Origin of the sequence: Pseudoalteromonas sp. CH_XMU1449-3 (genome assembly GCF_037027245.1) — a bacterium.
Taxonomy (GTDB): domain Bacteria; phylum Pseudomonadota; class Gammaproteobacteria; order Enterobacterales; family Alteromonadaceae; genus Pseudoalteromonas; species Pseudoalteromonas shioyasakiensis.
In genome coordinates this window covers 391,695-410,451 of record NZ_JAYMDY010000001.1, presented here as the reverse complement: position 1 = coordinate 410,451, position 18,757 = coordinate 391,695, and the positions used below count along the sequence as shown (strand labels likewise).

12 protein-coding genes are annotated in these 18,757 nt (G+C 40.9%); 8 read left to right on the top strand and 4 right to left on the bottom strand.

Annotated elements, in window-relative coordinates:
* Window positions 1–148 precede the first annotated feature (148 nt).
* On the top strand, window positions 149–1,393 hold the full coding sequence (locus WA256_RS01760) for a DUF642 domain-containing protein (RefSeq protein ID WP_335988620.1): 1,245 nt from the start codon (window positions 149–151) through the stop codon (window positions 1,391–1,393).
* A 61-nt stretch (window positions 1,394–1,454) separates the two neighbouring features.
* Here WA256_RS01760 and WA256_RS01755 read toward each other — a convergent pair whose 3' ends face one another.
* Window positions 1,455–1,985: a thioesterase family protein gene (locus tag WA256_RS01755; RefSeq protein WP_054561929.1), complete on the bottom strand. Its 531-nt coding sequence runs from the start codon at window positions 1,983–1,985 to the stop codon at window positions 1,455–1,457.
* A 109-nt stretch (window positions 1,986–2,094) separates the two neighbouring features.
* On the opposite strand from WA256_RS01755, the gene WA256_RS01750 reads away from it, so the two are divergent.
* On the top strand, window positions 2,095–2,583 hold the full coding sequence (locus WA256_RS01750; RefSeq protein WP_062564268.1) for a hypothetical protein: 489 nt from the start codon (window positions 2,095–2,097) through the stop codon (window positions 2,581–2,583).
* 66 nt (window positions 2,584–2,649) lie between these two features.
* Here WA256_RS01750 and tyrR read toward each other — a convergent pair whose 3' ends face one another.
* The 3 genes from tyrR to bcsE all read right to left on the bottom strand — a co-directional run bounded on the left by tyrR (window position 2,650) and on the right by bcsE (window position 7,676).
* Complete coding sequence (tyrR, locus tag WA256_RS01745) at window positions 2,650–4,206, bottom strand: transcriptional regulator TyrR (protein WP_054561931.1); 1,557 nt, start codon at window positions 4,204–4,206, stop codon at window positions 2,650–2,652.
* A gap of 94 nt (window positions 4,207–4,300) precedes the next feature.
* Complete coding sequence (bcsG, locus tag WA256_RS01740; protein WP_130166981.1) at window positions 4,301–5,881, bottom strand: cellulose biosynthesis protein BcsG; 1,581 nt, start codon at window positions 5,879–5,881, stop codon at window positions 4,301–4,303.
* 169 nt (window positions 5,882–6,050) lie between these two features.
* Window positions 6,051–7,676 carry a cellulose biosynthesis protein BcsE gene (gene bcsE, locus WA256_RS01735; RefSeq protein WP_335988613.1) on the bottom strand — a complete coding sequence of 542 codons (1,626 nt, stop codon included), beginning with the start codon at window positions 7,674–7,676 and terminating at the stop codon, window positions 6,051–6,053.
* A gap of 122 nt (window positions 7,677–7,798) precedes the next feature.
* Here bcsE and bcsR point away from each other — a divergent pair, with 122 nt between their 5' ends.
* Genes bcsR through WA256_RS01705 form a run of 6 tightly spaced genes read left to right on the top strand, consistent with a single transcriptional unit; the run spans window position 7,799 to window position 18,564 of the window.
* A complete protein-coding gene (bcsR, locus tag WA256_RS01730) occupies window positions 7,799–8,011 on the top strand; it encodes a BcsR/BcsP family cellulose biosynthesis protein (RefSeq protein ID WP_055021463.1) in 213 nt (70 codons plus the stop codon).
* 10 nt (window positions 8,012–8,021) lie between these two features.
* On the top strand, window positions 8,022–8,744 hold the full coding sequence (gene bcsQ, locus WA256_RS01725) for a cellulose biosynthesis protein BcsQ (RefSeq protein WP_304637489.1): 723 nt from the start codon (window positions 8,022–8,024) through the stop codon (window positions 8,742–8,744).
* On the top strand, window positions 8,734–11,400 hold the full coding sequence (bcsA, locus tag WA256_RS01720; RefSeq protein WP_062564264.1) for a UDP-forming cellulose synthase catalytic subunit: 2,667 nt from the start codon (window positions 8,734–8,736) through the stop codon (window positions 11,398–11,400). Before bcsQ ends, bcsA begins: the two co-directional genes overlap by 11 nt.
* Window positions 11,397–13,646, top strand: a complete 2,250-nt coding sequence (gene bcsB, locus WA256_RS01715) for a cellulose biosynthesis cyclic di-GMP-binding regulatory protein BcsB (RefSeq protein ID WP_335988607.1) — start codon at window positions 11,397–11,399, stop codon at window positions 13,644–13,646. The genes bcsA and bcsB overlap by 4 nt, the downstream gene beginning before the upstream one ends.
* Window positions 13,646–14,761, top strand: coding sequence for a cellulose synthase complex periplasmic endoglucanase BcsZ (gene bcsZ / locus WA256_RS01710; RefSeq protein ID WP_062564262.1), 1,116 nt, complete (start codon window positions 13,646–13,648; stop codon window positions 14,759–14,761). The genes bcsB and bcsZ overlap by 1 nt, the downstream gene beginning before the upstream one ends.
* On the top strand, window positions 14,752–18,564 hold the full coding sequence (locus tag WA256_RS01705; RefSeq protein WP_335988603.1) for a cellulose synthase subunit BcsC-related outer membrane protein: 3,813 nt from the start codon (window positions 14,752–14,754) through the stop codon (window positions 18,562–18,564). Before bcsZ ends, WA256_RS01705 begins: the two co-directional genes overlap by 10 nt.
* The last annotated feature ends 193 nt before the right edge of the window (window positions 18,565–18,757 follow it).

Below are 18,757 nucleotides of genomic sequence, written 5' to 3'. Positions count from 1 at the left end.
ACAAGCTTTTACAAATCATAAAGTTAAACGATTAAACGTAAAATCACCGCAAATCCGGCTTGTTCCTTAATTGAACAAAAGCCATTTAAAGCAGTAAAATTATACTATTCAATATTAATTTTATGTTAATCACTTAACGGAGAGTGTCATGAAAAGCTTGGTTACTAAACTAGCAATTTTACCTTTAGCTATTGCATCAACGATCGCAATGGCTGGCACAAATTTAGTAGAAAACGGATCATTTGAAAATACAGATACAGTGACCGCTCACAATGGTCAATGGCAGTTATTTGATGTAATACCTGGTTGGACTCGTAGCACTAACGCTAAATTTGAAATTCAAACCAATAAACTTGGAATTATTCCTGCACAAGATGGTGAGCAACTCATTGAGCTTGATTCAACAGCCAACTACAGTATTTCGCAAGCAATTGCGACGACTGCTGGGAATCAATATGAAGTGAGCTTTTACTATTCTGCACGTGTAACAGGCAATGAACAAACAAATAAAGCAGAAGTTTTCTGGAATGGTGAATCATTAGCCGTTGTCAACAGCAGCACAAAAGGCTGGACGAAATACAGCTTTACAGTTGAGGCTGACAGCGCAAGCTCAGTGTTAAGCTTTGCAGGCGCGGGGACATCTGATTCAGTAGGTGCATTCATCGATAACGTCGTAGTGACTGAAATTCCGGCACCATGTGCAGTTGTAACCGGTTTATACGGTATTAATAACTTTGGCTCTGAAACTGAAGGCTATGTATATCACTTCAATCCAGAATCAAGCGCTGTAACTGTAGTTGCAGGTCTTAACAATACAGCATCAAATATTGCTAGCAATGACGGTGTGCTTTATTTCATGGAGCAACTTGATAAAAGCAGCAAAGCGTCAAAAATCTATAGCCTAGATTTAGCCACTGATACGCAAACTGAAGTTGCAGATGCGACATCATTCCCTATTTATCGCTCAACAGTGACTGCGGATGGTCTGTCTTTACGTGCGACAAGCAAAACATACATGTATGATTTTGACCTAACTACAGGTGAAAAAACGGTATTAGGTAAACTATCGTATGAAGGCGATACATTTGCAGACGGCGACATCGCTTATTCAAGTGATTACAACGTACTTTACGTGTTAACAGGTCAAGCACTTTACACAGTGGACGAAGGTAACCTTGAATTAACCCGGATCGGTGAGCACGGTGTTAATTGGGCGTCAGGTATTGCGATTGCTGATGACGGTACAATTTATATTTCAGGTAGAGAAAGCGGCGAGAATGCAAAAATCTACACCTTAGATCAAAACACCGCTGAAGCGACATTCGTGATGGATGGTCCGGCACACGTAAACGATTTAACGTTTGTTAGTGAAGCAGTTTGCGCAGCAGAGTAAACTGTGTTTAAAGCCATAAAATGCCAGCTTAGCTGGCATTTTTTTTAGCTAATCTTAGGTATCACTTATTAGTGAGCTTCTTTTGCTCTAACATTTCTTTCCAGTGCATCACTTCTGCTGGCAAAATAGGTGCAACTCCGCTAAAGCCCGCAACTTCAAGCATCTCTTCAACGCTCACAACACCTTTTTTACGTTTAAATACACCACGCACATAAGCAATTGCATGCAAACCTCTTTCTGAGTGAAACTTTTGCTCAATGTAAAAGTATTTATGGTCCCAGCCAACCAAGCGAGTGCTAACTGTGTACTTTTGCATTGGCTTAATATCGCGAATATAGGTAATTGCAGTTGCATTAACGATTGGAAACCAGCGGCGCTTCATTATGTGCTTTAACAAGCCTACTCGCTCAGTCATCCAAGTACGGGCAAGGTCCATCATTGCTAAGTAGCGAGAATTAGTCAGATGGAAGTTAATATCGCAATCGGTCGGTAACGCTTTGAATTCAATATCAATCGTGTCTAACAATTGTTGATAATCACGATTACGTTTAATTTTAAAAAACAGCAGTATTAGTCGAAAATAGAGGTTCACGGTAAAGGTCTAACCAGTTGATGATGCACAAAGTGTATCACAGCGTATTGCTAAGGCGAATATTCTGCTCTAATCTGTGCATATATTAGTATAAAAAAAGAATAACCTAATGAAATTATTTAGTTTGGTCACTCTGTTTTCAGCCAGTTTATTTACCAGCTCTGCCTTTGCAGATTTTAACTTTGCTGGGGATGGAACCTTAAAGTACCCAACGGGTGTTGAAAAAGCCTTTAAATTTGGCTTTGCTTGGCAACAAGATGCTGAAAAGTTCACTATTGGTGATAAAAGCTATGATATGTCATTACCTGAGTCATATTCTGTGGCGATTACACTCAGCAAAGACGAGCAACAGGTATGGGTTCAGGAATTTAATAATGGCTTTATTGAAGGCTTCAACTGGCAAATTGCTGATCACACCCTAAAACTCGAAAAGCGCAAATTCAGCGATTCAGTCAAAGGTGATTATGTTATCAGCCTTGATAATCGAGACTACTTTTTTGCCCGCAACAACATCAGTGTTGTTATTAAGTTCGACGATGAGGGTATTAAAAATATCGCTATCGATGGTGTCACCAAGGATATGGGTACCAAACAATAGTTTTTAATCGAAAAGAAAAAGGCTTAGGTTTTACCTAAGCCTTTTTTGCTTAATTAAGCTTTATAATTAAACCTTTACTGTTTTGCGGTTAATACCGTAATCTCGAAGCTTATTTGCTACTGCCGTGTGGCTCAAACCTAATCGCTTAGCGAGTTGACGAGAGCTTGGATAAGCAGGATAAAGCTTACGAAGTAAAGTCGCCTCAAAACGTTTTACCGCTTGGTCTAAGGTTCCTTCAAAGTCAGACTCAAGATAACCTAAATCATGGGTAAACGTTGGTAACTGAAGATGCTCAATACGCAATTCGTTATCATCTAACAACGACACAGCACGATAAATCGCATTTTCTAATTGGCGCACGTTACCCGGCCATGGGTAATCTTGTAAAAAGCGTAAACAATCCTCAGACATCACAGGCACAGAATGACCATTTTGCTGGGCATACTTTTGAATAAAGTGCTCTGCTAGCGGGCCGATATCTGCTTTTCTATCACGTAATGGGGCTATTTCTAAGGTCAAAACATTAATTCGGTAATAAAGATCTTCTCTAAATGTTCCCTCTTGCACCATCGCTGGTAAATCTTTTTGTGTTGCGGCAACAATACGCACATTTACTTTTACTTCGTTTTCATCACCGACTTTTCGGAAGGTACCGTCTTGTAAAAAACGTAGTAGCTTAGTTTGTAGCTGAGTCGACATTTCACCAACTTCATCTAAAAACACTGTGCCACCATCAGCTTGCTCTAAAACGCCGCGTTTTGGTGCCGCGTTTTCTTCATAGCCTGCGTAACCAAATAGTTCAGACTCAGCGACATCATCAGGCAACGAAGCACACGACAAAGCGATAAACGGTTTTACTGAGCGGTTTGATGCGTAATGACAAGCACGAGCAAGTAGCTCTTTACCTGTACCGGTTTCACCAGTAATCAGGATTGGCGCTTCAAGTTGTGCCATTTTACGCGCTTCACGAACCACACGGCGCATTGCAGTACTAAAGTTATGTATGGTTGCAAAACTTTCTTGGCCATAACGACGGAACGCACTGACTTGTTGGCCTAAGCGACTTTGTGATTTGATATTGATAACGGCACCGGCTAAAACATCCCCTTCAGCACCTTGGGGTACTGAAATAGGTAGAATATCGGCAATAAAGTCTTCGCCAGCTACTTCAACTCGGGTTGTTTGGCCAAGTACTTCTTTGCCTTCTAACCAACGCGTAAAATTAAAGCCTTTAAGCAGATTATTGATGTTAGCGCCAATCACTTCGCTTTCAGATAATTGCAGGTCGCGACACGCAGCATCATTACATAAACGCACCCAGCCTTTAGCGTCAATAGATATCACACCGTCAGGCAATGCACGCAGTAATGTATTTAACTCATTATGCTCTCGCTCAGAAGGTAAAAATGCAGTTGTACGAACGTCTTTCACGCCATCTATCAAACGGATAGATGGCATAATTTTTTGGAATTGTTCAAACTCAATAGGCGGAAAGCTCACGTACATTCGACAATTAACCGAATCTACCTCGATGCCTTTTAAATCAACTTGGTAACTAACCAAGATATTGAGAATCTCTTGTGCGATACCAATTCGGTCAGCACAGTGGATATCTAAACGCATTACATCCTCAAAAAACGGGAACCTATAGTATGAGAATAATACGCTAACTCCCTGCAGCTGGGTAGTCTATTGTAAACAATTTTGGACAAATAACTTAATTAGTCGGGTACTTGGTCCATTCTCCACCATCTAATTGGATGTAAGGCTGCCCTTTTATGTACATCATTACCGTATCTTCATTCTCGGCGACCTTGGCTGAAGTTGGTAAATTATCAAGCACTCGGTTAATGGGTACCGTACCTGTGAACAAATCTAACTTCATCGTATTGTTGATTAACTCTGACAGTGAAAAGTAACTCATTGTTTCATCAACGACATTCAGCCCATCATGCTTTATATCAGGACCGATGAATTTAACCGCAGTTGGCACTGAAACTATTGAAGGGCTCGGAATTTCGCGCAAACCAGAGAATTGTAGTTTATCACCCTGTAAGGCTGCCCCATGCTCAGGCACAACCACCAGCATAACATTACGACCTTGCGCTTTTAACTCAGTTATAAACTTATCAATGTCATTAAATAAGCGCTGTTGTCTAAGCGGATAGCTTTCAAAGCTATTCATACGTTCACGACCAGCAAGTTGATTGCCATCGTGTAAGCTAATGGTGTTGTAATAAAGAGCCCTAGGCTGCTCACTCGAACCTTGCTTTTTCAACCAGTTAGTGAGTATATCCGCATCAGAATAAATTGGTTTGCCATCGAAACCATACTGCGCAGCACTAAATTGGCTAAAATCCAGTTTTGGCACAGAAACACCACCGTATTGTCTGATCAAACCTATAAAGTCATCAAAATGTCCATCGTGGTTAAGAGCCACACTGGTTTTATAGCCAAGCTCAGCAAGATTAGTGAATAGCTGACATTGCTCATCAACAGGTTTAAATAGTTGCTCTTGACTTGTTTGCCCGCAACTTGCTCGTAATAAACGAATTGCCGCAGGGCCACTGTACGACGTTGCTGAGTTAAATTGGCTAAACAAAATATCAAAATCAGCAAATAAGTTACGTGGCTCAACACCAATTGCATTTAAATCAGCCGTCGCTAAAGAGCAAATATTTAGCACAACAACATCAAATGGTTGACCATTAAATACATCAGGAAACTGGCTTTGTAGTAAATTCTGTTGCTGGTAAAAGTCTTGTAACTGTTGATCCGGTGTCTTTTGTTTTGCTGTATCAGAAACTAAAACGGGTACTTGCTTTTTTGTAGTTTGGCTATTGCTTGCAACTTGAGTTGTAACCTCATCACTCGTAACAACCCCACTTAACCAAAACGCATACAAAAAGCCAATTATTGAAATACTGGTGTAACGCAACCACTTAACAGTAAACCAATAAAAAACCACTAAAGCAAAGAGCGCAAAAATCATATCGAGGCTAACAACGCGCGCTGTGATCTCAAAAAAGTAGCCGACGCTAAAGTCTTGTACATTGCCAGCTTGCTTGGTGAGCCTAGAAATCGGGGGCAACCACGAATCGTGATACAATAAAGCCGCACCTATCAGCACACTCATAGCATGTTTGATTCGAGACAACCAAACATGTTGAAAAGAGATAGCTAGAAAAGCAAAAAATGCTAAGTTTGCAAATAAATCAAAAGAAATATCACCTCGGCTATACAGAACAAACTTAACTAAAAAGTATAAATTCCAAATACCTAATCCTGAAAGCCTCACTTGTTATCCTTCTTGTGTCGTTTTGGCGTATAAGGCGTTAATAATACATGCCTAAATGTTAGTTTTCGGTAGAGCACGACTGCTTTATTAAACAATACCTTACCTGTATTACTCAGCAAAATGCCGATTAACATTGCGATAATAAAAGTAATAAAAAACTGATTTAAGCTCATGACAGCTCACCTTTTAAGGTCACTTTTACTGGCTCAGATATAGGTCGAATCACTTTTTTAAATTCCGGTGTCTCTGTATTTAAATTTGCAATGTCTGCTGTTTTTGTATCAAAAATATAACTGACGTTTTCTTGCAATTGTTGGGTAAAGTCGGTTATTTCAGTATCAGCAAAATGACGTTGCATGCGGCGACATTCTTGCTGAATATAAAAATGATCAGCAATGACATTTTTTGACATAAAAAAGTCGCTTACCTGTAATTTAAATAAATGTTTAATCGCACTTTCCACATCGTGTTCTCGACAAGCATGTAGATAAAGGTAAACCGTGCCATCAGCAAAACTAAAAATATCCCCTTCACGTTTTACATGAAATAAATGTAATGGGTGTATGGCATCAATACGCGGTAAAAGCTGCAACATAACAAGCACGCCACTTACACCCAGATTGGCAGCTGAGTCACTATGTTTAGCAACCTGCTGTACGAACTTATCTGGAGACAAATAACCTTTAGCTAATACATTTTCGCTGTATTTTAGAACATCATCAATAGATTTCGGTAGTGGCCTTGTAAACTGAAACCCTTGAATTGACTGAATTTGTGACAGTAAACGCGAAGGCTCAGAATAACTATATAAAATAAGGTTAACCCCTAAAGTTAAAAATAAGCACTCGTCCTGGTGACGAATAATGCCATCAACATTTTGAATTACTAATTTCAGTCGGCGACCACATTTCTTTCGAAGAGAGAAACAATCTTTGGCTAACGCTTTTAAATCAGTGTATCGGGTAACTGCAAAAACTAACGTCGCTGATTTTTTGGTAAGCCCTTTAGAAAAAAGAGCATCATTATCATCAATTATTTTATAAAACACGGGTAGCTTTGTACCCTCAGGTACAGCACTGCGAGTAAGCCATACCTCGTCTTCATCAAAGTCTTGCTCCGTTGCAAGAGACTTATCATCAGCCTCTTGCTCTACCTCAACTAATACAAGTTGACCATCATGAAGCTGTAAATTAACCGAACGCCCAGCGATAACTCCTTCTTTATGACACCAATAATCATACTCAAGAGTGCGAATTGAGGCCTCTTGAGTTATATAAATAAGGCCATCAAAGAAACGGTTTAAGGCTAATAACTGACGTCTCAATTCACTGACATAAGCACCTGACATTAAAAACACTAAAGTGACATTTTTTGACTGTGACAAAGCAACATAGAGCTTTAGTTTTTCACCTAGCTGCTGTTCGTTCAAAGAGACTAAATGTTCTGAATCGACATGCACGATAACCGTACTGTTTTTTAGTTGCTCATACTGTTTTATTTCGTTAATAACACCACGGGAAAAATGCAAACTTTTTGATACATTCTCATTATGATGTAAATGGAAAGGACGTAGTACCCCTTGTTCGAACAGGGTAAATAATAACTCGCTTCCCTCTCCTTCGAAAAATAATTCGACTTGTTCAGAGAGCAAAAAAACCGAGTCTTTATGATTGGTTAAAAGATGCCTTGTTAACTCTAATAACTGATTATCTAGCGGGGCAAGTAAAGCATAGTTTGCGCCTCGCTTTAGCTCAGAGAAAGCTCCGTTTAGTCCTGTAATATTTAAATGAGGCACCAACAAACCCTTAAAAAAGATACTTTAGTACTAGTTTTAAACGCTATTCTATATATAATGCAGATTATGTCCATGGATCGTGAACATTTTTAAGCTAATTTTTCTCATAACGGTTTTTTTAGATGAATGACTTTGCAGTAAAAAATTCACACACCTTAACTCAATACGATATTGAAAAGCTGTTACGCCAATTTGGCGGCAAGGAAACGGATTATGTTGAAATTGTTGATGTTGAAAAAAATCGAAAAACGATTGAAAAGTACCCCTTGCTTAACGATATCGCATTAGCAACAACACAAACACAGAGCACGAAAAAATTAACAAAAACGCAATAAAGAATCATAAATGAAGCGAATTTTTTTAAAAGGAATTAAAGGTGGCACTGGTACAACATCTATTGTGGCCAACCTTGCTTGTGCTTTGAGAAAATCAGATGTGCCTGTGTATGCCATCGATTTAGATCCAAAAGGCGACTTAGGCCTACACCTTGGTCTTGCTTGGGAGCATCAGCTCGGCTGGAGTGATTACCCAAACTTTGCCTCTGCATGTGAGCAGTTTCACCAAGATAACGATGGCGTAAAGTTTTTACCCTATGGCAGCCGTTCGAACTTAGGGTTAGACTTTTCATGTATTATAGAGAGTTGTCAGCAGCTTAATGACAGCGATGACAGCTGGTTTTTATTTGACTGCCCAGCCCATGTTGATGTGCACCGCTATTCGCTAAATGAAGACGATATATTCCTTGAGATTATTAATTGTGATGCAATTTGTCACAGTTTTGCTTTCAAACGTTTAAACACTCTAAAGCAGACTGAATCATCATGGCAGCATTATTTTTTAACCAATAAATATAATTCAGCCTCTGAGCTTGAATCAGATTTATTGCAGCTTTGGCAAACTGAATTACCATTAATTGCACCTTTATATATCAACAAAGATGAAGTCATCAAAGAAGCAACTGCATTTAGAAATGTGGCAATTAACTGTGCTCCATACAGCGTTGCTAATGATGACTTTGAAACGCTAGCCGGTTGGCTTGTAAGCCGCGCGAGTCAGAATGACCAATAGCATCCATTCACTCGGTGTCACACACCGACTATTTAAAGGTATTTTAGGGTTGTTTTTAACGAAGCAACTTGTGCGCTTCGTATTTATAAAATTTTATAGTTATTACAACCAACACAAAATGAGCCTATTGGGAGCGATTTTACTCCCCTTCTTTGTGCTTTTTTTGTCATTGTTTATTAAATTAGATAACAATAAAAAACGTGAGTTAAAGCTTAAACTTAAACGCTTGTATCCTCATGTTTCTCAACCAGTACTTACACCAAGCAATTGCATTCGGATTGTATTGCAAAGTGTGTACCTTGCGCTATTCAATACCACCACAACCTCACAGCAACATATCGCCGTTGAACAGCGTAAATCTTGGCGTAAAATCACGCGATCAGCTCGCTTATTGAGACTGGCAGACAGTAAACTAGTACGCTCTTTTAAAGGGCTTTGGTTAGTTGCTAGAAAGCAAACAAAAACTAAATCATATAAAGCAGTGAGTCGCTCTCCACTTTGGAGAAACAGCACCTTAAAGGTCGCTTTTTTCACTCTCATTATTTTTGCGGTGGCTATATTTGTAACCGTGCCATTTAGTATTGAAGCGCAAGCAGTGTTCATTAGTTTAATTTTGGTGGTTGCTTATTCTCTAAGGCGGGTTGAAGGGAAAATGGCCACTATTGTGATGATCACCCTTTCTGTTACAACCTCTACACGTTATCTATGGTGGCGCTACACAGATACCCTGAACTGGGGTGACCCGTTAGCCCTAGCACTCGGGATTGGTTTATTGCTTGCTGAAAGTTACGCTTGGTTAGTACTGATATTAGGCTTTTTCCAAACCATTAATCCATTAAACCGTAAACCAATCGCGTTAGGAAAAGACACTGCAAACTGGCCAACAGTTGATATTTATATTCCTACTTATAATGAGCCGCTTGATGTTGTGAAGCCAACAACAATCGCCGCGCAAAGTATTGATTGGCCTGCAGATAAGCTTAACATTTATATTTTAGATGATGGTAAGCGCCCTGAATTTGCCGAATTCGCAAAGCAAATTGGTGTTGGTTATTTAACTCGCCCTGATAACAAACATGCCAAAGCCGGTAACATGAACCATGCGATGAAAGTAACTAGTGGCGACTACATCGCTATTTTTGACTGTGACCATATCCCTGCTCGCTCATTCTTACAAATGACAATGGGACAATTCATCAATGACAGTAAAGTGTGTTTAGTACAAACACCTCACCACTTTTTTTCTGCCGATCCATTTGAGCGCAATCTCAAAAACCATCGGAAAATCCCAAATGAAAACATGCTGTTCTATGGTTTAATCCAAGATGGTAATGATATGTGGGATGCAACCTTCTTTTGTGGTTCGTGTGCTGTTTTAAGGCGCAGTGCCCTTGAAGAAATTGGTGGTTTTGCCGTAGAAACCGTCACTGAAGATGCCCACACCGCCCTAAGAATGCAGCGCGCTGGCTACAAAACAACATATATTAATATTCCACAAGCCGCCGGCCTGGCTACAGATAGTTTATCTGCCCACGTTGGCCAACGTATTCGCTGGGCACGCGGCATGGCACAAATATTCCGATTAGATAACCCGCTGTTTGGTAAAGGCCTAAATATCGCGCAGCGCTTGTGCTATTTAAACGCTATGTTGCACTTTTTATCAGGCATTCCGCGAATTGTATTCTTAACAGCGCCACTGGCATTAATTTATTTTAATGCGCAAATTATCTATGCACCGTTTGTTGCCATCTTTCTTTATATTGTGCCAACCCTGTTACAGGTAAAAATAACCAACTCTCGAATTCAAGGTAAGTACCGCTATTCATTTTGGGGCGAAGTTTATGAGTCAGTACTTGCTTGGTATATTTTAAAACCCACGACAGTTGCGCTTATCAACCCGAATAAGGGTAAATTTAACGTGACTGAAAAAGGCGGTTTAAACAAGCAAGATCACTACGATTGGACGATTTCAAAGCCTTATATAATCTTGTTACTTGTTAACGTTTTGGGTATGACCTACGGCGTGTTTAGATTGCTCTTCGGCGATAGTTCACAAATAGGTGTACTCGTCATAAGCATGCTTTGGGCAAGCTATAACGTGATAATTTTGGGTGCAGCTGTGGCTGTTGCCGCTGAAGCCAAACAAGTACGCAGCTCACACCGCATTAAAGCAAATTTCCCTGCAGCTATTCGCCTTGCTAATGGCCGTACTATTAAAGTAAAAATTACGGACTACTCAAATAATGGTGTTGGTCTTGAAACTGACCATAATCACCTTTGCCGTGTAAATGATAAAGTCGAGCTACTCATGAGCCGTGGCTTGAAGCAGTTTTCATTCCCAACTTATATCTGTAACACCCGCGATAAACAACTGGGTCTTACCCTCAGGGATTTAGATTTAGAAAAACAAAAAGCCTTTATTCAATGCACTTTCTCACGTGCTGATGCTTGGCTTGATTGGCAAGAAAACTTTAAACACGACAAGCCTTCATACAGCTTTTCTCACGTTTTTTATACCAGTCTAAGAGGCTTTAAGAACTTGATTTTCCATGCCCCAAATGAATTAAGACCCGCGATTGCGTTTGCATCAAGAGTCTTGTACTTTGTGGCGTCGTTATTACCTAAAAAACCAACAAAAGTACTAAAAACATCATGATAAAAACTTTTTTAACCTTGTTATTAGCTTTTGGCACACTCGGCATATCTGGCTGGGCGATAAGTGCTGAGCCTCTCTCTAATAAAGCGATTTTTGATGATGGTTACCCAGAGCAAGCACCAATTGAAAGCATGACGCTAAGCTTTGAAAAGCTTGGTTTAAGCAAGTTCAAGCTTGATGGAGTGAGTAATAGTACCCGTGTTGATTTTACAAACCGCCTCGATAAATTAGGGAAAAAACTGACTCTAGACTTTTCATACACAACTTCACCATCACTTATTGGTCGTGTCTCACATTTGAAAATTTTCTTAAATGAAAACCTTGTCACTGTGCTACCTATTGATGATAAGACAACGCCAATTGGCACAGTCTCTGAGCGCAGCATTGTTCTTAACCCTAAGCTAATCAAAGACTTTAACCAAATTCGCTTCGAACTAGTCGGTTTTTACGATCTGGTTTGTCAGGATGACTATAGTAAAACAATATGGGCCGAGCTTAGTAAAAGCAGCCGTATTTCTATTGACCGTCAGTCACTTGCTCTTGAAAGCTTACTTGAGTATTTCCCTGCACCATTTTTTGATTCGCGAGATTACAACAAGGTCACTTTGCCTTTTGTGTTTGCATCACAACCTGATGAAAACACACTCGAAGCAGCAGCTGCACTATCAAGCTTTTTTGGCGCACAAGCAAAATGGCGCAAAGCACAGTTCCCTGTGCAAATTAATGCAACACCGACAGAACATAGTGTCGTATTCGCAACAAACGACAACAAGCCTGATTTTTTATTGAATTACCCTGATGTTGAAAAGCCAACTGTAGAAATTATCAGCAGCCCTACTCAGCGCTACGCCAAAGTACTGCTTGTTTTAGGTAAAGACACAGCACAATTGAAAGAAGCCGTAGTAGGTTTAGTCTTTGGCTATAAAGTCATGACTGGTCGCAGTGCAACTATTGATGCAATTAGCAACTTACCGCTTCGAGAAGCCTACGATGCGCCACTGTGGGTGCGTTCTGATCGCCCAGTAAGCTTTGATGAATTTATTGAATACCCAACTCAGCTGCAATCGGAAGGCTATCGCGGTCTACCTGTTCGGTTAGACTTGCGTTTTGCACCAGATTTATTCACTTGGCGTGAAAATGGTATTCCTATTACCTTGAATTACCGCAACACGCCTGTTGAGCAAAACATGTTGTCGCGTTTGAATATGTTGATTAACGGTAAGTTTGTGGATGGTTTTATTCTTGATAACGAAGGTGGTAAAACGATTACAACCGATACCTTGTTACCGCTTTTATCTGAATTCAATCCAACCAAAACTCGTCAAGACTTTGAGCTAACAGGGTTAGATTTAACAACAAATAACCAGCTGACTTATGATTTTAATTTTGCAGTCGTAAAAACCGGTGAGTGTAGCGCTATTCCTGCCGGCGGTGAATTTGGTGCAATTGATGGCAGCTCTACCATTGATGTAAGTGACTTCCATCACTATATTGCCATGCCAAACCTACGCGCCTTTGCAAATGGCGGTTTCCCATTCACCAAATATGCCGATTTACACCAAAGCACGCTTGTAATGGAAGCTAACAGCTCAGTTAACGCGATTAGTTTATTGCTTAATTTCACAGGTCATTTGGGTGCCATAACAGGCTACCCAGCGCACCGTTTAGACATTCAATTTCCAAGTAACCAATTGGCGCTAAACGATAAAGACATTATTATTATTGGTAAGCCTGAATCTTTCTTAAACTCACTTGCCAAAGACAGCGCCCTAAGTGTGCTTATCAACAACAACCAACGCATTGTTGATCAAGCTATCTATAATGGTGCCTACGACACTAAAGGTGCTGAAAAAATTAAAGTAAATATAAGCAGCATTGGTCGTTTAGCCGTGATGTCCGGGTTCCAGTCACCGTTTGATTCAGACCGCTCAGTAGTCTCTTTGATTGCCAGTAATGAAAATGCTTTTGCACTTCTCACTGATGCTCTACTGAATGATGATAAAACAGCTCAAATAATGGGAAGCTCAGCCATTATCAATAGCCAAGGCATCAAAACGATTAAAACCGATGAACAGTATTTTGTCGGTCACGTGCCTATTCATACCCTTATTTGGTTCCACTTTTCAGACCGCCCAGTATTGTTAGCGATTCTATCACTACTAACCCTATTACTTATTTCATTTATGTTGTGGCGAGTGCTCGCGCTACTTACCAAAAAACGTTTATCTGAAGGAGATCAGGCATAATGAAAACTATCGCTTCTTTACTATTCGTTTTTGTTTTTTCAAGCAACGCCTTAGCTCAGTTAAGCTGCAGCGCTTGGCCGCAATGGAATAACTTTAAAACTCACTTCATTACACCAGAAGGACGCGTAATTGATTTGGGTAGTGATTACAGTATTACCACCTCAGAGGGGCAATCTTATGCGTTATTCTTTGCTTTACTTGCCAATGATAAAGCCAGCTTCGATAAGTTGCTTGAGTGGACTGAAGTACACCTTTCTGAAGGTGATTTAAGTACCCGTTTACCAGCGTGGCAATGGGGAATAAAGCAAAATCAAGGACAAATCCTTGATTCAAATCCAGCTTCTGATTCAGATTTATGGATTGCTTATACCCTGTCGCAAGCGGCTATCTTATGGAATGAAAGACGCTACGCAGTGCTCAGCTCAGTGCTTGCTGAGCGCATCATTCGTGAAGAAACAGCGCAGATACCAAACCTCGGTCTGACTCTTTTACCTGGGCCAACAGGTTTTGAAAAAGACAGTAGCTGGAAATTAAATCCAAGCTATGCACCGCTATTTATATTTGCGCAATTTGCGCACCTATACCCGCACTCGCCTTGGCAAACATTACACGATAACTCAGCGCAGTTATTAATAGATACAGCACCAAAAGGCGTGAGCCCTGATTGGGTTAATTACAGCGTGGAAAAAGGCTTTTATCATGATAAAAGCGCCCCTGCTACAGGTAGTTACAATGCTATCCGCGTCTACCTTTGGGCCAGTATGATGGCAGAAGATGCCCCCTATAAAAATGCCCTTACAGAGCAGTTTAAACCTTTTGTTGATAGCATTGTTTCTTCAGGCAAAGTGCCATTAGAAACCAATGCTGCCACAGGCAAAACGGCAGGCAACGCCCCAAGTGGTTTTGTTGCCGCCTTATTGCCATTGCTTGCTGAAGATAATGCATCACAAACTGTGACGGCTTTACAACAGCAAATAATGATGGATACCCGCTTTACCACCAGCCGCTACTACGACAGCGTGTTGTATTTATTTGGTAACAGCGCATTGAACAAACGTTTTAGTATTGATAAAAACGGGGCTTTAACAACTAACTGGAGCAATGAATGCCGATAAAGTGGCTACTTGCTGCAGTTTTAGCAAGCTCCAGTGCATCCGCAGCAATAAACAAAGACCTTGATAGTCAATCAATTGATTGGTTAATTAGCCAAGTACAACTTGGTGAAATTGAGCGTGATAATCAATTGATGAGCGACAGCTTAGAAAAGCTGCAAAGCATTGCACCTAAAAATATCCAGGTGCAATGTGCCCAGGTGCGCGTTTTATATAGCCTCAAAGAAACCGACAAAGCCAATGCGCATTTAGCAGAGCTTAGTAACCTATCACATCCGTGCGTAACAAGCTTAAACCTACTTGCACGCGTCAATAACCAAGACAAAGAAGCGGTTCAACAAGCCAGGCTGCGTGCCAGGGCCGGACAATACAGTGACGCGGTAAAAATCTACAATCGGCTATTTAAATCCGCCTACCCTAATATTGAATATGAGCTGGAGCACATAAACTGGCTTGCTCAAGATCCAAATCAATATCAGCAAGCACTGCGCGGTTATCGTTCTTTACTAAAACGCTACCCAAATAGTGGCCGTTTTGAGCTTGCCTACGCAAGACATCTGTTAAAGCAAAACCCAACAAACAAAGAAGCCATAGAATTACTGAGCCATTATGCACACAGTAACCAATATGGTGTTGAAGCTGAGTTTGCGTGGCTTGCAGCCCTTGAGGATATGCCGCTCAATAAACAAACTGAGCGCGAATATCAGCGTTACTTTGCAGCCTACCCTAAAAGCAGTAAAGGTCAGCTACAATTTAGTGACTTTAAAAAAGCGCATTTAGCTGAACAAAAAAAGCAAGCAGACCCTGCTTATCAGACATGGCTTAAAGGCAGTGTCGAACTTGAAAAACGCCACTTTGATGCAGCAGAAAAGCTTTTCAATAAAGCACTGCGAGGTCGTCCTCAAGATCCTGAAATATACAATAGCTTAGGTTTATTGAACTTAAGGCAAGGTCGTAATGCCAATGCTTACCAGTACTTTAAAAAAGCTCAAAAATACAGCATAGATGCAAACCGTATAACGGTGTTAAAAGGCCTCGCCAATACTGCTCGTTTTTGGCAATACATAGATGAAGCTAAATCAGCCATTAGTAGCAATGAACTCAAACAGGCTACGCTTAAGCTGGATTTAGCTGACACCTTAAATGAAGACCCTAATACGGTATTGTTTTACCGTGCTGAACTTGCCAAACAAGCAGGCCAACTTCAAAACGCGATGAACCTTTATAAGCAAGTGCTAAAAGACGATCCTCTGCAACAGCCTACTTTGCGTGCCATGCTTGAGTTAACCGCCTCAGATGGTAATTATGCTCGTAGTCATCGTTTTTATAATGGCTTAACTCGTCAGCAACAGGCATTAATTGCTGAAGATTACACCCTGTTACAAACACAGCAATTGCGAGCCCGTGCTGATGAGCTTACTGCTGAAGGTAAGCTAGATGAAGCAGTTGATGTGCTACTTATGGCAATCAAACAAAGCCCACGTCAAAGCTGGCTTTACTACGACCTTGCAAATTTATATCAACAACAAGGTTTAGTTGATCATGCCAAAGCTCTGTATAAAAAAACCTTGTGGCAATTTCCGCTAGATGCAGAGTTGCGTTATAGCCATGCACTATTTTTACGTTCGTTGAACGATTACCAAGGAGCACTGGCAACCTTAGATTACATTCCTAATAACGCGCGCACTGAACAAATTAATGTGCTTACAGAGCAGCTAAGTATTAATACCAAACTAGAAAGGCTCTCTGCCAACAATACAGCCACTAATAAAGCCACGGTGATTTATAAGCTCACCGAGTTAGAAGCACAGCCATTAACACCTTTAATGCAAGCTGAGCTTGCCAGTCAATGGCAACAAATTAATGAGCAGCAGTATGCAATAAGGCAACTGAAAAAAGCTCTTACTCGTGACCCAAGTTTGAGCCCATATTGGCACATGACATATGCAAATTGGCTAATTGAAAGCAACGATAAAAACGCTGCTGATAGCTGGTTTGCAGACTATCAACTGCCGAGTAACGCAACCGATGCAGAGCAATCACAATGGTTAGCACTACAAGTTAATTACGTTAATCGCTTTAGTGATAGTAACCAACGAGTTGCTAAGCTCTCAGAGCTTGCAACACGTTACCCTGATAACCCAGAACTGTCAGAGGCGCTGATCAATGCTCATATCGAGCAAGGCAATAGTAACCAGGCCATTACCCGTTTTGAGCAACACATCGCAAATGGGCAGACTGTGTCAACGGATACTGCTTTAGCTATTGCGACACTTGCTCGTCAGCAGCAAAGAGATGATTTAGCAGATCGCATCATTGCTGGGCAAATTAATCAAGTTTCGAGTGAGCAAAGCTATCGTCAGCAGCAATTAATGGCAGCCCTTGAACAATTTGAAGATAAACAGAGCGCAATAAATCTAGCTGAGCAATTGCTAGCTAAATCCAACAACAACCAAGAGCTTTATTATCAAGCAGCAGCGGTTGCGCAAGCTAAGCAACAAACTACGCTTGCGCAAAGCTGGTACCGCGCTGCCGTTGATCCAGATACGGCAACGAGCACCTTAAGCGATGAGCAGAACTATGAACTGTATGCCCTTGATGAAAATGAAGCTTGGTATGTCAATAATGCCAAGCGTCAATTGCAAGGTATTGAGCGCGATGAGCAAGCGTATATCACTGCTGCAATCAACTTAAGTAGCCAAACCAGCACACAAAATGAGTCCACACTGGGCGCTGGGGCAACGCCTATTGAAGCAGGTTTCCCGCTATGGGGTGGCACTGGGATTGTGAAATTAGACCCAATGACAATATCGAGCCAAGAAACCCGCTTTGATGAAACCTTTGCTGGTAGCCGCTATGGTCAAGGAGCCCTGTGTATTTTTGACTGCCCACTTTTAAGTATAAAACCAAAGCAACAAGGTATGGATATTGGCCTTGCTTGGCAAAACGAGCAATGGCGAATTGATGTTGGTACCACTCCACTTGGCTTTTTAGTCGAAGATATCGTGTGGGGCGTTAATTACAATGGTGATTTAGGCGACTTTGGTTATGGCATCACGTTTAATAAACGCCCGGTTACCAGCTCTGTATTATCTTACGCCGGACTTGAAGATGTCTTTACCAACCAAGTATGGGGCGGTGTTAGAGCTACGCAATTACAACTTAGTCTATCTCATGACCTTGGCCTAGATTGGGGTTTTTGGGGCAGTACTAACTATCAAATCTTGCAGGGTAAAAACGTAAAAGACAATCAAAGCTACAGCCTAATGGGTGGCAGTTATTATCGTTATATTCGCGAAAGAAACACCGAATTAAGTCTAGGCCTTAACTTATTACACTGGTCGTATAAGTATAATTTAAGTGAAGAAACCTGGGGACATGGTGGCTATTACAGTCCACAAAACTACTTGGGCGCTTCATTACCTGTGATTTTTGATAAGCGAGTTGGTCATAATTTTGTATACCGACTGCGCGCTGGCGTATCTTGGTCAACCACCACGACAGACGACATCGCATTTTTTCCTAACGACCCTATTTTGCAAGGCCAAGCAGAGGCTCAAACAGCTGTTACGGGTGTTGTACCTTACTTTGAAGGCGATACCAGCAGTGGTTTATCGTATAACTTAGGGGCAAGTTTTGAGTATCGATTCACGCCTCATTGGTTCTTTGGTGGTTACGTCAACTTAGATCGAGCCGATTTTTACGAGCCGAATTATGCTCAGCTGTACTTCCGTTATTACTTTAATCCGGTGTATAGCGAACAGGCTTTCCCGGGTAAACCTGTTGTGCCTTATGCAAGCTACTAACTGTCGCATCACAAGGGGCAAGTGTCGCAAGTTCTTCCCCTCTCCATAAGGTCTATGTATACTGTAGCGCACTTGTAGCTAGGATAAGGGTGTGTCCCTTTCCTTCAAGTACAAAACTTGAGCAACAAACCATTATCTTAGCTGCATCAAAAAACATGGCCGCCCGTTCACTAAATAAATACATAGAACGACC